The sequence below is a fragment of the Dactylosporangium vinaceum genome (assembly GCF_019904175.1).
Taxonomy (GTDB): Bacteria; Actinomycetota; Actinomycetes; order Mycobacteriales; family Micromonosporaceae; genus Dactylosporangium; species Dactylosporangium vinaceum.
The window spans coordinates 3181654-3197899 of sequence record NZ_CP061913.1; the positions used below are offsets into that span (position 1 = coordinate 3181654).

At 76.3% G+C, this 16246-nt stretch carries 9 protein-coding genes; 4 read left to right on the plus strand and 5 right to left on the minus strand.

Features of this window, described 5'->3' with window-relative positions:
• Positions 1 to 26 precede the first annotated feature (26 nt).
• The 5 genes from Dvina_RS14050 to Dvina_RS14070 are packed head-to-tail and all read right to left on the minus strand — an operon-like array spanning position 27 to position 12567.
• Positions 27 to 2177: a hypothetical protein gene (locus tag Dvina_RS14050; protein WP_223102918.1), complete on the minus strand. Its 2151-nt coding sequence runs from the start codon at positions 2175 to 2177 to the stop codon at positions 27 to 29.
• Positions 2174 to 5689, minus strand: a complete 3516-nt coding sequence (locus Dvina_RS14055) for a DUF5682 family protein (protein ID WP_223102919.1) — start codon at positions 5687 to 5689, stop codon at positions 2174 to 2176. The genes Dvina_RS14050 and Dvina_RS14055 overlap by 4 nt, the downstream gene beginning before the upstream one ends.
• The gene (locus Dvina_RS14060; RefSeq protein ID WP_223102920.1) at positions 5673 to 6830 is read right to left on the minus strand and encodes an ATP-binding protein; all 1158 of its coding nucleotides are present in this window, start codon (positions 6828 to 6830) and stop codon (positions 5673 to 5675) included. The genes Dvina_RS14055 and Dvina_RS14060 overlap by 17 nt, the downstream gene beginning before the upstream one ends.
• A complete protein-coding gene (locus Dvina_RS14065; protein WP_223102921.1) occupies positions 6827 to 11695 on the minus strand; it encodes a hypothetical protein in 4869 nt (1622 codons plus the stop codon). The genes Dvina_RS14060 and Dvina_RS14065 overlap by 4 nt, the downstream gene beginning before the upstream one ends.
• Positions 11692 to 12567 carry a DUF4132 domain-containing protein gene (locus Dvina_RS14070; RefSeq protein WP_223102922.1) on the minus strand — a complete coding sequence of 292 codons (876 nt, stop codon included), beginning with the start codon at positions 12565 to 12567 and terminating at the stop codon, positions 11692 to 11694. Before Dvina_RS14070 ends, Dvina_RS14065 begins: the two co-directional genes overlap by 4 nt.
• Before the next feature lie 90 nt (positions 12568 to 12657).
• Between Dvina_RS14070 and Dvina_RS14075 the strand changes: the two genes are divergently transcribed.
• The 4 genes from Dvina_RS14075 (at position 12658) to Dvina_RS14090 (ending at position 16003) form a co-directional block, all read left to right on the plus strand.
• Positions 12658 to 12936 carry a DUF2277 domain-containing protein gene (locus Dvina_RS14075; RefSeq protein ID WP_223102923.1) on the plus strand — a complete coding sequence of 93 codons (279 nt, stop codon included), beginning with the start codon at positions 12658 to 12660 and terminating at the stop codon, positions 12934 to 12936.
• A gap of 4 nt (positions 12937 to 12940) precedes the next feature.
• Positions 12941 to 15412 (plus strand): LuxR C-terminal-related transcriptional regulator, encoded by a 2472-nt coding sequence (locus Dvina_RS14080; RefSeq protein ID WP_223102924.1) that lies wholly within the window; start codon positions 12941 to 12943, stop codon positions 15410 to 15412.
• Positions 15413 to 15506: 94 nt separating this feature from the next.
• Complete coding sequence (locus Dvina_RS14085; protein WP_223102925.1) at positions 15507 to 15758, plus strand: DUF4242 domain-containing protein; 252 nt, start codon at positions 15507 to 15509, stop codon at positions 15756 to 15758.
• A gap of 2 nt (positions 15759 to 15760) precedes the next feature.
• Complete coding sequence (locus Dvina_RS14090; RefSeq protein WP_223102926.1) at positions 15761 to 16003, plus strand: nickel-binding protein; 243 nt, start codon at positions 15761 to 15763, stop codon at positions 16001 to 16003.
• Positions 16004 to 16246 lie beyond the last annotated feature (243 nt).

Consider the following 16246-nt stretch of genomic DNA (forward strand, 5'->3'; position numbering starts at 1 on the left):
CGTCGGCTATCCCTGCGCGGGGGGCGTCAGGCCACGGGCGTCGGCAGCCAGGACGCCTCGGCGAGGGCCCGGCCGGCGGCGTCGGTGTACGTCGCCGCGGCCAGCCAGGCCCGGGCGAACGCGGTCCCGTCGTCGTCGGCGAGGCGGCCGAAGGCGTTGCGCGGCCTGTCGTTCGCGGCCTGGATCAGGTGGTCCAGGAGCGCCGCGCCCGCCTCCAGCCGGGCCTTGCGCAGCCGGGAGGCCGGTGAGGCGGACCGCCCGGCCGGGAACGTCAGCATCACCCGGCCACCGGCGACCGCCCGCTCGACCTGCGCCGCCAGCAACTGCAGGGCCGCATCGTGTACCGCCGGCCGCCACCCCTCGTCCCCGATGTCCCCGGCCACCGGGTCGGCCCGCGACTCGACCTCGTCCCGCAACGTCCCCGCCGGGAACTGACTGGAGTGCAGCCGGTCGAAGGCCAGGTCCACGTGCCCGTCGACCCGCCAGGCCGCCGTGTCGACCGGCGCCACCGACAACGGCAGCACCGTGCCCGGCCGCCCGGGGTCGGGCCGCGCGACCATGAGCATCGCCAGACCCTCGGCCCGTCCGAGGATTCGCAGGTTCTCCCGGTAGCCGAGCGCGGCGTTGTCGGCGGCGACCCGCAGCGTGAGCGCGGTCCCGTCGGCGTGCTCGGCGAACACCGCATCGCCGTCGGTACCCCTGATCGTCACCCGCAGGAACAGCAGATCAGCCCCGGCGGTCCGCGCGGGCACCGGCACCGCCAGCGCGGCGAACGCCCGGTGCACCTGCTCGCCGACCGGCTCGTCCCACAGCTGGGCGAGCGGCTCGGCGTCCCAGCCCGCGCCGGAGGCGGTGACCGCGCGCACGCCCTTGCCGGCCCCGAGCTGCCGCGTGCCGGCCGCCGTGGCCCCGGACACGACAAGCCCGGCCCGGGTCAGTTTCCGGTGCGTGAGCGCCGTCTCGCCCATGGCCACTGTCGCGTCCCCGCCCCGCGCCGCCCGCCGGGCGTCACCCGGCATGACGTCGGCGACCATCCAGATCGTGCCGCGCCGATCGACCGCATACGTCACGACCCCCGCGTGCCCGGTCTCGGCCAGCACCGCTGTCGTGCACAGCCCGTAGAGCCGCAGGCTGCCCGCCACGGTGTACTGCCGCCGCGCCGTCCCCAGCTCGGTGCTCCCGCCGGTCCGCAGCGTGTGCGTCACGAGCAGCAGCTCCCGCAGCCCGTCACTGAGATCGGCCAGCCGATACTGCGGATCGTCCCCCCGGGCCGCCTGCAACAGCGTGGCCACGGTCCGCGCCGCCGCCGCCACCCGATACACCTTCGACGCCTGCGCCTCGTGCGCCGCCCGCAGCAGCCCCGCCCGCGCCACCGTCCCCGACCCGCTGACCCCACCCCCGAGCACCGCCGCGGCCGCCGCCCAGACCTGCTCCACCGCAGCCCGCTGCACCACCCCGAGCTCCCCACCACCCCTGCCCGCGCCGACCTCCTCCAGCACCGCCTCCTCCAGCACCGCCGCCCCACCCACAGCCGACCCGCCACCCGCCGGCCTATCAACAGCCGACCCGCCACCCGCCGGCCCACTACCCGCCGACCCATCCACAGCGGACCTGCCATCGGCCGACCCATCCACCACAGCCGACCGGCCATCCACCGACCTGGCACCGGCCGGCCCGTCGCCCGCCGACCTGCCGCCTGCCGCCGCGTCACCAGCGCCGCCGGGTCCGGCGCCGATCGGCTCGCCCGCGCCGCCGTGTCCCACGCGGTCGTCGCCGTCACCGCCCACGCCGTGACCGCTTGCGCCGTCACTGCTCGCCCCGTCACCGCCTGCGTTGTCACCGCCGGGCCCGGCTTCGGCGTGGTCGCGGAAAGCGGCCGGCTCGTCCGGCGAATACGTGGGCGCGTTGGCGAGGACGCCGGCCCGGTGCAGGCAGTTCGGCGCGAGCAGGCACGTGCACGTCACCGAGTCGGCGGACCGCACGTATCCGCCCTCGGCGAGCAGCGTGACGGTCGTGGCCTCGTCGACCGCGACCGTGAACCGGTCACCGTCGCGCACAACCGCCAGCCCCGCGAAGCGCCCGGCGGCGTCGTCGAGCTTCTTGCGCAGCCGGGCCGGCAGCCCGTCGACCGCGGCGACCAGGACCGAACCGTCGATAGGCGGCAGCGTGTCGCTCATGATGACCTCACCTTCTCCGCGACCCACCGGGCCAGTTCGAGCGGGCTCAGCGCGGCCACCGGCATGCCGGCCGCGACCAGCTGGGACGCCACCGAGACGGAGTACCGGGGGTGGCCGGCGTCGTCGAGGCTCGCGCACCCGAGCACTGTCACGCCCGACTCCACGAGGGCGCGGGTCTCGGCGAGCAGGCCGCTGAGCGGGTAGCCCTCCTCGAAGTCGCTGACGACCGCGACGAGGGTCCGCGACGGTACCGTGACGAGGCTCCGCGCATGCCGAAGTCCCTTGGCGATGTGGGTGCCGCCGCCCACCTGCACCTCCAGCAGCAGGCTCAACGGGTCGCTGACCCGGTCGGTCAGGTCCACGACCTCGGTCGAGAACGCGACGAAGTGCGTGGTCAGCGCCGGCACCCCGGCCAGGATCGCCCCCGTCAGCGCCGACCAGATGATCGAGGCCTCCATCGACCCCGATACGTCGACGACGAGCACCAGCCGCCAGTCGACGCCGCGGCGGGCCCGGGTCTTGAACACCGGCCGCTCGGGGATGACCTGCACGCGCCCGTCCGCGCCGCGCCGCGTGGTGGCCAGGTTGGCCCGCAGCGTCCGCGGCAGGTCGAGGGGTCCGCCCGGCCGGTACGTCGGCCGCGGTGTGCTGATCCCGGCCAGCGCCGGCCGCAGCCGGGTGGCCAGCCGCCGGGTGAGCTCCTCGACGATCCGCGCGACGAGGGGCCGCAGCCGCACCAGCGAGCTCTCCGGCATGCCCCCGGCGAGCGACAGCACAGTCTGCAGCAGCTCGACCGACGGGTTCACGGCCTCCGGCTCGAGCAGCATGACCGCGTCCCGCCGCCCGCTCTCGGCCGCCCGGGCCAGGACCTCTTCGCGAATCCCGGGCCCGAACAGCGCGGACAGCTCCTCGGCCCACTCCCGCACGTTGGGGAACGGCGCCTCCCGCCCGGCCCGCCCGGCCGCCTCGGCCGCCGCGCCTTCTCCGCGCCCCTTGCCGTAGAGCTCATCGAGTGCCGTCGCATACCGCCGCGCGGCCGGCCCCATCTGCTGCTCCTGCCGCCCGAGCAGCAGCCGCCACCGATCGAGCACCGCCAGTTCCCCGGCCGCCGGCGCGTCGACCGTCAACTCCCCGGTCACCGGCTTCGCGGCCCCGGGCCGTGGCTCCGGCCCGGCTTCCCGGACCGGTTGGGCGACCGCGGGCATCAGGCCGAGCGCCTCGGTGGCGGCCCGGCCCGCGCGGTCGGCGAGCAGGCGGCGCAGCAGCGCCGCCGGGTCGGGCTCGCTGCCGTCGAAGTCGGCGCCGTCGCCGAGGCGGTCGCGCACCACGGCGAGCAGGCGCTCGCGGCCGGCCGGGCTCACCGCCTGGAACCCGCCCCGCAGCGCGGGCAGCCGTGAGAGGAAGGCGGAGTCCGGCAGCGCCGACACCCGGTCCAGCAGCGCGTCGAGCGCGTCCGGCCCGGACTGCAGCAGGGGCTCCGCGGCCGCCAGGAGGCCGCGGAGGTGGCCCAGCAGGCGGCGGCGGGTGTCGTCGTTGACCGCCGAGTCGACCCAGGACGCGACCCGCGAGCCGAGCGCCGCCGGCTCCTCCAGGCCCAGCAGCACCTCCACCGCGCCGGCCGCGGCGGCCATGGTCGGGGTGGCGTCGGTGGTCAGGCGGCGCAGGGCGGCGGCCAGGCGCAGGCCCACGCCGGCGCTGTCGGCGCGCCGGCCCAGCGCCACGAGCGCACGGACGTCGCCGAGGTCGTCGGAGCCGGCGAGGCCGTCGACCTGCCGTACCGCCGCCGCCTCGAGCGTGGAGCCCAGCGCCTCGAGGTCGGCCAGGGCGGTGGCCGCGCCGGCCGGCAGCCCGGGGATGTGCCCGTTGCGCAGCCGGTCGAGCAGGCCCAGGGCGGCCATCAGCTCCTCGAGGGTGGCGCCCGCCGGGACGAGCTCGGCGACCTCCGCGAGGCGCTCGGCGGCCAGCTCCGGCAGCCCGCACTCGGCCGCCGCGGTCAGCCCGGCGAGAATCTGGGCCGCCGTGGGGCCCTCCGCGCCCTCCTCGCGCCGGCGCCGTTCCCGCAGCGCGCCCTCGGCCGCCTGGGCGAGGGTGACCCCGCGCATCCCGGCCACGTCGAGCATCGCCTCGGTGCCCGGCGTCCACTCGATCCGCCAGCGGGTGGTGAGCGCGTCGACGCCGCCGGCGCCCTCGACGGCGGTGTGCTCCGCGTAGGGGATCCGGCACACGCCGAGCCGGCGCAGGGCCACGTCCCGGCGCCGGTCGAGCTCGGAGCGCAGCGGGTCGAGCCGCACGTCCCTGGCCGCGGTGCCGGGCCCGGGCAGCCGCAGCTCCTCCAGCAGGGCCTCGGCCGCGGGCCGCAGCCCCGAGCGCGGCGCCCCCGGTGCGAGCGCGCCGCGGACATCGCCGACGAGCACCGACTCCATCGCCGCGGCCACGGCCCGCCCGCGCCCGAGGACCTCGCCGTGCGCGAGCACGCTCTGGAGTGCCTCGACGATCTCGCCGCGGCCGGGTGCCGGCAGCCCGCGCAGCCGGGCCAGGTCGGAGGCGAGCCGGACGACCTCGCGCGCCTCGGCCGGCCCGGCGGGGTGCCCGGCCGCCCGGACGCGGGCGCAGACCTCCACAATTGACGCCAGCGCGGCCGCCTCCACGCCCTCGGCCCGCCCGGCGGCGCCCACGACGGCCTGCTGCCACCGCGGATCCCGGATGCCGGCCGGGTAGCCGGACCGCGAATCCAGCAGCGCGAAGCTGTACGGCACGAGCGACGTCACCACGCCCGCCGGGTCCGGCGCGGCCTCCTCGGCCGGCGCAGACTCCTCGGCCGGCGCACCGCGCAGCAGCGCCGCCGCGTGGAACGACCCGACGACCGCCGCGACCTTCCGCCCGCCGGCCGCGGCCAGGCACCGCCGCATCCAGGCCTCGCGCCGCAGGTCCAGCTCGGAGACCCCGGGCCCGGTCGCCGAGTCGGTCCGCATCGCCCACCCGACAAGCAGCGCCGCCCGCCGCACCGCCTCGGGGTCGCAGCCCGGGGCCCGCGCCTCCACGACCCGGTCCCACATGTCCTCGTCCGGCCGCCCGGTCGCGGCCTGGCGCAGCGCGTCGCCGAACGACGACCGGGCGACGGCGCCGTCAACCGGGGCCACGGCGGGCGACGACCGCCAGGAACTCGACGACAGCGGCAGGTCGCAGGGGACGACCTCGACGCCGTGCTTGGCCGCCCACCGCACCGCCACCAGCTCCGGGGAGAAGTCGGCGAACGGGTAGAACGCCGGGCCGTCGTCGGCCCCGCGCACCCCGGCCAGTGCGACCGGGGCGGCGGTTGCGGGGTCGGCCAGCCACGGCAGCCACGCGGCGAACTCGGCCGGCAGCTCCAGCAGCAGCACGTCGGGCCGGAACCGGTCGAGCAGCTCGCCGATGACGACGGACAGGGCGGGGGAGTGGTGCCTGACCCCGATCAGGAACGGCGCGGTGGAGCCGGCCAGCGCGGCCAGGGCGGCGTCAGGGCTGGAGGACATCGCGCAGTTCCCACAGCCGGCTCCACAGGCGGGCGCCCTCCTCGGCCCGGCGCCGGACGGGCCCGTCCCAGTAGCCGAGCAGCTTCGCCCCGTCGGCCGGGTCGTCCTTGCACACGACGCCCTGCAGGTGGGCCGGCAGCAGCGAGAGCACGTCGCGGTCGCCGGGGAAGTAGGCGGCGGCCAGCCCGAGCGACGTGGCCACCGCGACCGCCTCGGCCGTGCTCATCACCGTCGAGGGCCGCTCGACCTCCCAGCCCTCGACCGAGCGCCCGCCGCGCAGATCCCGGAACGCGGTGACGAGCGCCTCGAGGACTGCCTCGTCGACCTCGAACGCGGTCTGGACCCGTTCGAGCGCGGCCCGGGCCTGCCGCCCGACGAGCGCCGTCTCCTGGGCCAGGTCGGGGATCGGGCCGACGGTCTCGAAGTTGAACCGGCGCTTGAGGGCGGCCGACATCTCCGAGACGCCGCGGTCGCGCAGGTTGGCGGTGGCGATGAGCGTGAAGCCGGGCGCGGCGTGGACCGTCGCGCCGGGGGTGCCGGAGAGCTCCGGCACCGCGATGCGCCGATCGGACAGGATGGAGACCATCGCGTCCTGGACCTCGGGCAGGCAGCGGGTGATCTCCTCGACGCGGGCGACCTGCCCGGCCCGCATCGCGGTCAGCACCGGCGACGGCACGATGGCCTCGGGGCTGGGGCCGTTGGCCAGCAGGAGCGCGTAGTTCCAGCCGTAGCGCAGCTGGTCCTCGGTCGTGCCGGCGGTGCCCTGCACGACCAGCTCGCTGGTGCCGCAGACGGCCGCCGACAGCAGCTCCGAGAGCATCGACTTGGCCGTGCCGGGCTCGCCGACGAGCAGCAGCCCGCGCTCGCCGGCGAGGGTGACGACGCACCGCTCGACGAGGGCGCGGTCGCCGACGAACTTCCGGGCGATGGTCAGCTTCGCCGGGACGCCGTCGGGCCGCTTGCCCTTGGGCAGGGCCAGTTCGCCGTCGCTGCCGACGATGAACGTGACGACGGCCCGCGGGGTGAGCCGCCACCCGGGCGGCCGCGCCCCGCCGTCGAACGCGGCCAGGAACGCGAGCTCGGTCGCGTGGGCGTGCTCGGCCGGGTCGATCTGGCGGGGGTTGGTCACGGTGGCGGTCATCGACGCCCTCCCTGAGTCGCGCGGGTCTGGAGCTCTTCGAAGCGTGGGGTGTCGCCGGCGACGATCCGGTCCCAGGCGAGGCCGAACAGCGCGGGGGCGGGCGCGATCGGCACGACCGCGCCGAGGGCGGTGCCGTGCTCGCCGCCGCCGAGGATCAGCGGCAGCTTCCAGCGCTCCACGGGCAGGGCGGGCGCCTTCCAGGCCAGCCAGCCGCCGGGCAGGAACAGCGTGCGCCCGGCCCGCGGCCGCTTGGCCTCGACGACGAGGTCGGTGGCCTGCAGCTCGGCCCGGGCCTTCTTGAGCCGGGCCGGCTTCCACCCGGTCCACGCCGCCACGTTGCGGTCGGTGGGGTCGGGCAGGGCCAGCAGCTGCAGGTAGAGCGTGGCCGCGTCGGCGCCGATCCCGTGCCGCTCGGCCACCTGGGCGACGACCTGCGGGGCCGAGCGCGACGGGTCGTGGGGCGCCTCGACGGTCGGCGCCTCCAGCCAGCGGGTGATGTCGTCGCCGACGATCGCCCGCAGCGCCACGAGGGGGGCCGTGTAGCCGCCGAGCGCGGCGATGAGCGCGTCGACCCGCCGGTCGCCGGGCCCGTCCATCCTCACCGGGTGGACCGATACCTGCCGCCAGTACCCCTGCGCGCTGACACTGAACAGCCCGGACTCGCGGTCCAGGCCCAGCGCCGCCAGCGCCTTGTCGACGGCGGTCTCCTCGGCGCCGGCGACGGTCAGGCTGAACCGGGGATCGGCGATGAGGGCCCGGACCGCGTCGAGCACGGCCGGCAGCCCGGCCCGGATCGGGTCGTCGGCCGGGAGCCGGCGCACCAGCCACGGCACGCCGCGGGCGATCGAGACGAGCAGCGCCTCGCCGTCGACGCCCTGGTCGACGGCGTGCAGCCACTTGCAGGTGGCCGGGTTGGTCAGCCCGTGCAGAAACTCCGAGGCGCTGAGCTCGCCCGGCGCGGCGGCCTTGCGGTATTCGACGATCAGCTCGTCGCTGACCGGTGTGCGGGCACCGACCTGCCCGGCCCGCCAGGCGCCGAACCGGGCCGGGTCCGGCCCGTCGGTCCAGAGCGCCGCCGGGTCGGCCGGCAGCAGCGCCGCGGGCGCCCCGCCCTTCGGATGCAGCGCACCGCCGCGCCGGGCGCTCTCGACCGCCGTCTCGATCGCGGCGTCGGTGACCGCCGGCCCGGCGGGCTCCCAGTCCGCGAACGCGCCGATCGTGGCGTGCCGGGCGTCAGTCGTGGCACACAGCAGGACCGTCGCCTCGGCGAGGCTGATGCCGCCCGCATCCGACAGCGCCCGCACGACCTCGGGCCGCAGCAGGGCGCCGGCGCCGGCGTGGGCCCGGCCGGCGGCGGCGAACCGGGCGACGGCGGCGCTGTCGAGGCCGCGGTGGTCGAACTCGCGCTCGAACTGCACCGTGTGCCCGGCCACCGGCCCGAACCGCCCGTCGGCCGCGTGCTCGATGGCGTAGGCGTCGCCGTCGTTGTCGACCCGGAACGGCAGCACGATCCGGCCCGGGCCGGCCACGACCGGCTGCGCGGCCGTCAGCTGCGGTGCGCCGGTGTCGGACTTGAGCGTGAGCCGGCGGGTGCGCCCGGCGCCGTCGAGCAGCCCGGAGCCGGCGAGGACCTCGAGCACGTCGAGCAGCGCGGCCCGGAAGTCGGGCTTGGTGGCCGGGGACGCCGCCCGCAGCAGGACCGCCGGCAGCACGCCGAGCGTGTCCCACCAGTCCAGGTCGCCGCCGCTGATCCAGGTGTCGAGCGGCGCGCGCGGCTCGCCGCCGGTGAGCACCGCTCCGGCGTCGGTGAAGTGCTTCACCCATTCCCGGCCGTGGTTGTAGCAGCTGGGGATGAGCCCGTCGAGCGCGTCGTTGACCACGTTGTCGCCGGCGCGGTGAGCATCCTCGCCGGTGGCGTCGGCCGCGGCCGGCCCGGCGGCCAGCATCTCGGCCGTGACCGAGGTGAGCCGGGCCAGCCGCAGCGCCGCCCGGGCCGCGTGCCGCACGACCCCGCCGACGCCGGTCAGCAGGGCCGGGTCGGTGATCTCCGGCAGCGCCGGGCGGACCGCGGCCAGCACTGCCTCGTCCGGGATCGCCGCCCGGTCGGCGTCCGGGCCGGCCAGCGCGGCGACGGCGGCCAGGAGCCGCCCGGCCGCGTCGTCGCCGAGCGCCCGCAGCGCGGCCGAGCCGGCCTCGTCGCGGGGGCGCAGCTGGTGCCAGAACGACGCCGGCGGGAGGACCATGGTGCCCTCGGCGAACGGCCCGTTGTCGCCGCCGGAGTCGGCGCTGGCGAAGTTGAGGCCGTCGGCGGTGTACAGGTGGACGGTCACCGACCGCCAGTTGTGCTCGACGTAGAGGCCGTGCACCGTGTCGGCGCCGGGGAAGCGGATCGCGCCGCTGAGGGAGCGGTGCCGGTGGCTGCGGCTCGACTCCGGGTCGGGCATGGCGAAGGCCCGCCCGTCGACGCCCTCACCGGCCTGGCCGCCCCGGCCCGCGGGGTCGCTCGGGGTCCGCCGGGACCGCCAGCCGACCAGGCCGTCGCGGTGCCCGAGCGGGCTGCCCGCCATCCGGGGCGAGGCGGGGCGCAGGGCGCAGCCGGACGGCTCGAGCGACTGCCCGTCGGCCGCGCCGTCCTCGAAGAACGAGGGCACCGACGCGCGGCCCCGCTCGCCGGTGGCGGCATCGTACTCGTACCATCGCAGCGAGTAGTCGGCCTCCTGGACGAGCAGCCAGTGGTGGCGCCCGTCGCTCGCGACCCGCCCGAGCTCCTGGGCCTTCTGGTCGCCGGCCCGCAGCGGCCGCCCGCCCGCGGTGCGCCCGCCGTCGGGCAGCGCGAGCGAGTGGTTGCCGCCGTCGCCGAGCCCGTCCTCGGCGTTGACGAACACGTCGTCGGGAGCGCCGCTCCAGTAGCCGGCCCGCGACCCGCTGCGGTTCCAGGCGACGAGCAGCTGCCCGTCGGCGTAGCGGGTCGCGAGGTTCCAGGAGTAGCGCAGCTCGTCGGGCGGGACGCGCAGCGTGTGGTCGAGCTCGACGCCCTCGTCGCCGACGACGAGCACGCGGTCGTCGCGCCGCAGCACCAGGGCCGGCCACTGCGGCGTGACGACCAGGGCGTCGCTCAGCTTGGACCGGTCCCGGCCGAACAGCGTCTCGGTGGCCGCCTCCAGCGCGGGCCAGCCGAGCTCGTCGATGACCCCGGCCCGCAACGTGCGGCCGAGCACCGGGCCGAGGTCGAACGCGGTGATCCGGGCGATCGCCTCCGGGTTGACGGCGAGGCCCTCGGGGCAGGCGACCAGGTTGAGCCGGTCGAGCTCGGTGCCGACGGAGGTGAGGCCCTGCGCCTCGACCCGGTCGGCCAGCCGGTCGAGCCACCAGTGCAGTGCGGTGCGCAGCCCGGGCACGGCCACCACCTGGGCCACGCGCTCCTGGTCGACCACGGCGTCGCCGGAGCGGTACCAGGTGCGCAGGTGTCCCTCGACGCTGTCGGCGAGCAGTGAGCGCAGCCGCTCGTGGGCGACCGCGTGGGTCAGGTCGCGGCGCCCGTCGCCGTCCTCGTTGAGCCAGGAGGTGACGTCGCAGCGGCCCTGCTCGTGGACCTCGGCGAGCGGCGCGCCGAGGGCCAGCATGAGGTCGAAGAGGTCGAGGTCGATCCGGCCGTGCGAGGGAGCCAGCTCCAGCGGGGTGCCGTCGGCGGTCAGGCGGGGCGCCATCCGTTCGGCCAGGGCCAGGAACCGGGCGTCGCGCTGCTTGCGCCAGCCGCGGCTGCGGTCGGCCCGGGCCAGCCAGCCGGCCGGGCCGTCGGGTGACTCGGCGGCCGGGTCCACGGTGCCGGCGGGCGCGGTGAGGGCTTCGGTCGCGCCGGCCTCCTCCAGGATCTCCAGCCACGTGCCGAACGGGCAGTCCTGCGGGAACATGCCGAGCAGCTGCCCGCGCACCTTCGCCTCGCGCTTGGCGATGCGCAGCAGGGCCGGCCGGTAGGCCTTCCAGAACCCGCCGGGCGCCCGCAGCAGCGAGGGCGCCGCGAGCAGCTCGCGCAGGACCGACTCGTCCTCCTCCGGGCCGAGCCTGGCCGCCTTGGCCAGCCGCCCGAGGTCGACGTGCATCTGCGCGTAGGGCGGCATCCCGCCGAGCGTCCGCTCCAGGCACAGGCGGCGGAAGCGGGCGTAGGCGACGTCGGGGGTGCAGCGCCCGGCGAGGTCGCGGGCGTGCTGGGCCAGGGCCTTCGCGGTCAGCGCGCCGGCCAGGGCGAACTCGAGGAAGACGGTGTGCTGGCGCTCCTCGTCGATCTCCAGGGCGTAGGTGCGCTCGGCCTCGCGGGCCTTGCCGAACATGCTCGCCGCGTAGGTCTGGCTGTCGGCGGCCAGGAACGCGCGGGCCGCCTCCTCGTAGTAGGTCGGCAGGAAGTGCGGCACGGCCCGGGCCAGGCGCTCGCCGAGCTCGTTGAAGCCGTCGCGGGCCGGGCCGATGCGGGACTTCGCCACCCGGACCAGCCGCTCGATGTCCTTCACGAGGGCGAGGGCGTGGTGGCCGTTGGCGGGGTCGTGGACGAGGGCCCAGGCCGGGAACCCGAGGGCCTGCTGGCGCACGACGCCGACCTCGGCGACGGTCTGCGGCGCGGTGAACCCGAGGAACTCCATCGTCAGGTCCTCGGCCTGGCCGAGGGTTGCGGGCACGAGCCGGACGACCCTGCGCTCGCCGAGGACCGGGTGGACGTACGCCCGCGTGGTGAGCGTGTCGATCGTGTCCTTGGCGGCGTCGGTCCCGATCGGCAGGACCGCTCCCGCGTCGAGCAGAGCCTCGGTGTCGGGGGCCGCCTCGCTGCGCCCGGTGCCGCTGTGCCCCTGGTGCGGGGCCACCTTGCCCGTCACTGGCCCTCCTCCTTGCTCTCTTCGACGACCCGGCCGGCGTAGAGCGCCGCGGCCATGCGCATGCCCTCGGACCAGGCGACCGGGCCCACCTCGGCGAGCGGGATCGACTTGCCGTCGGGGTGGACGAACACCAGGTCGCCGGTCTCGGCCTCCGAGTAGGGGTCGTCGGCCCCGACCCAGCTGCGGGCCTCCAGGCCGCGGCCGTCCTCGAAGACGCGGCAGACGGCGTAGCCGCCGCGCACCGGGTAGCCCAGTGAGCCCGCCCGGGCCAGCAGGTGGCGCAGCTCGGCGAAGCGCCCGCCGGCGTAGTCGCGCACGCCCCGCGCGCCCGGCTCGAGGTCGGCCGGGCGGGTCCAGGTCTGGCGGAAGAGCTGGTCGACGGACTGCTTCACGCCGAGGTCGGCGGCGAACTCGCGGAGGTCGTCGAGGTCGGGCAGGCGGGTCGGGTGCGGCACCGCGACCCGCTCGGCCGGCAGCCGCACGGTCTCACCGTCGAGGTTGACGATCCCGATGCCGTCGGCGGTGGCGTCACGCAGGAATCCGGCCTCGTCCGGGTCGAACGAGCCGTCCTCGTCGAGGACGGCGACGACGAGGTCGGTGAGCGCGGCCCGCCAGGTCTCGTCGGCCCACACCCGGGCCAGCAGCTCGGCCGGGACCGGCAGCGAGCGGATCATCCACAGGTCGACCTGCTCGCGCACCTCGGCCTCGTGCCGGCCGAGCCACTCGGTCAGCTGGCGCAGCCCGACGACGACCGGATCGTCCCGCAACGCGGGGGGCAGCGATCTGAGCGTCTTGCCCTTCTGGTTACGGCACGCAATGCGCCCCGCATCCAGAGTCACCTCATAGCCGCCCCCGGCCGCCAGCCACGCCATGCGGGTTGCTCCGTTCCGTCGTCTGTCAGTTGTCCGGCACCCTAGCGAGAGGGTGCGACATTTTTCCGGCGGCCTGGCATGGTGGAGTGCATGTGCAGGAACATCCGGGTGCTGAACAACTTCGAGCCGCCCGCCACCGAGGACGAGATCGAGGCGGCCGCGCTGCAGTACGTGCGCAAGGTCGCCGGCATGACCCGGCCCGCCGCGGTCAACCAGGAGGCGTTCGACGCCGCCGTCGCGGCCGTCACCGAGGCGACCCGGACGCTGCTGGAGAACCTCGTGACCCGCACGCCCCCGCGCGACCGGAAGATCGAGGCGGCCCGGGCCAAGGCGCGCGCCGAGCAGCGGTACGGCCCGCGCTCCGCCTGACGCCATGGCGCTGATCGAGCGGGAGGCCGCGCTGGACGCCCTGGCCGAGTACGCGGCCGGGGACGGTGGCGTCGTGCTCGTCAGCGGCGAGGCCGGGGTCGGCAAGACGGCACTCGTGGAGGAGTTCACCCGGGGCCGCGACCGCGTGGCCTGGGGGATGTGTGACGGGCTGTTCACGCCGCGTCCCCTGGGGCCGCTGTTCGACATCGCCGAGCAGATCGGCCTCGACACCGCCACGGGCCGCGACGAGCTCTTCGGTGCCGCGCTGCAGCAGATCACGAAGCACATCGACATCCTGGTCATCGAGGACCTGCACTGGGCGGACGAGGCAACCATCGACCTCGTCCGATATCTTTCCCGGCGGCTCCGCGGTACCGTCGCCATCCTCACCTATCGCAACGACGGCCTCGCGCCCGGTGATCCGTTGCGTGTGGCGCTCGGGGATCTCGGCACCCATCGCGGCACCCGCCGCATCGCCCTGGCCCCGCTGTCGCCGGACGCCGTGCGCGCCCTCGCCGAGGGCCACGCCGCCGACCCGGCCGAGCTCTACCGGCTCACCGGCGGCAACCCGTACTTCGTGACCGAGCTGCTGCAGGACCGCGACAGCGCCTCCGCGCGCGACGCCGTCCTGGCCCGGGCCGCCCGCCTCGCACCGGCCGACCGCGCGGTGCTGGACACGGCGGCGCTGATCGGCACCCGCGTCGATCCGCGGCTGCTCGCCGCGGAGCCGGCCACCCTCGACGCGCTTATCGCGTCGGGGCTGCTCACCAGCGACGCGTCAGGACTGCACTTCCGGCACGAGCTGGCCCGGCTGGCCATCGCCGAGGTGATCCCGGCCCACCGGCGGCCGGCGATCCACGCGGCGATCCTCGAGCGGCTCACCGACGACGACGCCGGCATGGCCCACCACGCCGAGGCGGCCGGTGACGCGGCGAGGGCGCTGCACCACGCGGTGCGGGCGGCCCGGGCCGCGGCCGCCCTGCGCTCGCACCGGGAGGCGGCCGCGCAGTATCAGCGGGCCGTGCGCGCCGACGGCGGCGACCCGGCGCTGCTCGACGCGCTCGCCTTCGAGCTCTCGATGATCGACAGCTGGCCCGGCGTCGCCGAAGCGGCCGAGCGGGCCCGGGTGCTGTGGCGGGCGGCGGGCAACGGACGGCGCGAGGGCAACGCACTGCGGATGCGCGCGGCCGCGATGGTCAGCCTGTGCCGCGGCGCGGAGGCGCAGGCCGACGCCGAGGCCGCGATCGCCGTGCTGGAGCCGCTGGGGCCCTCCGCCGAGCTCGCCCGCGCCTACGGCGACCTGGCCAAGCAGCGCATGCTCGCCGACGACAACGCCGCGGCGATCGACCTGGCCGTCCGGGCGCGCGTGATCGCGGAGCCGCTGCGCCGGTTCGACATGGTCAGCGACACCCTCAACACCGAGTCCGCGGCCCGGCTCATGCGGGGCGAGGAGTGGCTCCCGCTGATGCGCCGCGCGCTTGACGTGGCGATCGAGCACCGGCACGACGAGAAGGCCGGCCGGGCGTACGTCAACCTCTACGGCCTGCTGTGCCGGGCCCGCCGCTATGCCGAGGCCGAGCCCGTCTACCACGAGGCGATCGCCTACTGCGACGAGCACGACGTCGACACGTACGGCACCTGCCTGCGCGGCGAGCGCGCGTCGGCGCTGGGCCGGATGGGCCGCTGGGACGAGGCCCTGGCGATCTGCCGGCTCATCCTGACCCGGGTCGAGGAGGCGTCGCCGATCAACCGGATCTATCCGCTGTACTGCTACGCCGTGATCCGGGCCCGCAGAGCCGAGCCCGGCGTGTGGGAGGCCCTCGACGAGGCCGCCGAGTCCGCGGACGGCAACCGCGAACCCCAGTGGATCATCAAGGCGCGCCTCGGCCGGGCGGAGGCGTTCTGGCTGGAGGGCCGGCTCGCCGAGGCGCGGGCCGAGGCCGAGCGGGCCGACGACGCCTGTCACCGGGCCGACGGCTGGTTGCGCGGCTGGGTCGCGACCTGGCTGGGCCGGACCGGCTCGGACCGCCCGGCCCGCGGCGAGCTGGCCGAGCCGTTCGCGCTCGAGGTCGCCGGCGATTGCCCGGGCGCGGCCAAGGCGTGGGACGCGCTCGGCTGCCCGTACGACGCTGCCCTGGCCCTGCTCGCCTCCGACGCCGAGGACGACGTCCGCCGGGCCCTGGCCACCCTCACCGACCTCGGCGCCACCGCCACGATCCGGGTCGCCCGGCAGCGGCTGCGCGACCTGGGCGCCCGCTCGATCCCGGCCGGGCCGCGCACCGCGACCCGGGCCAACCAGCACGGTCTGACCCGCCGGGAGCAGCAGGTGCTCGACCTGATCGCCGAGGGCCTGACCAACGCGGCGATCGCGGATCGCCTGGTGCTCTCGGTGAAGACCGTCGACCATCACGTCTCCGCGATCCTGACGAAGCTCAGCGTCACCACCCGGGGGGAGGCGGTGCGCAAAACCGGGTAGGTGCCCGGGAAACATGGGGAGGCGCTGCCGATCCGCCGGTACCCCGCGCATCCGTACGGTCGTCTCACACCGAACTGATCGAGGAGGCCCCGGAATGCCGCTGTACATGGACATCCACAGCATCGAGGGCGGCGTGTCCGTCGACGACGTCGTCAAGGCGCACCTCGCCGACCTGCAGACGCAGAGCCGGTACGACGTCAGCTACCTGCGGTACTGGGTCGATGAGGCCCGCGGCAAGATCTTCTGCCTGGCCGAGGCCCCCTCCGCCGAGGCGGCCGCGTCAGTGCACCGCGACGCCCACGGTCTCGTCGCCGACGAGATCTACCAGGTGCAGGAGGGTTCCTGACCATGGCGACCTTCCTGGACGTGCACGGGGGGTATGCGGACGTCAGCCCGCAGGAGCTGACCGCGGCGCTCGCGGTCGATCGGGCCTGCGCCGAGCCGGAGGGGGTCCGGCTCGGACGGGGGTGGCTCGACCGCGCCTCCGGGCTGATGTTCCGCGTGGTGCACGGCCCGGACCGGGAGACGATCCTGCGGGTGCAGGAACGGGCCGGACATCCGGCCACCGAGTTGGTGGAAATACCGCAATAATGTGCGTTGCACCTCTCCCGCCTGTGCCGCACTGGGGCACGCCGAGGGGGCGGGGGCGCGCCGGCCGTGTCACCTCGAGGGTCGCCCTGGGAGGCGTCGAGGTGACACGGCCGGACGCGGAATCCGGGAGCCGGAGCCAGACGGCGGGGCGGTGGTCACACCCCCCGCGTGACCACCGCACGGCGCCTTCCATCCTCCCGGCCGGACCGCCGGGCATGCACTCACCAGTCCTGGTGAATGGGC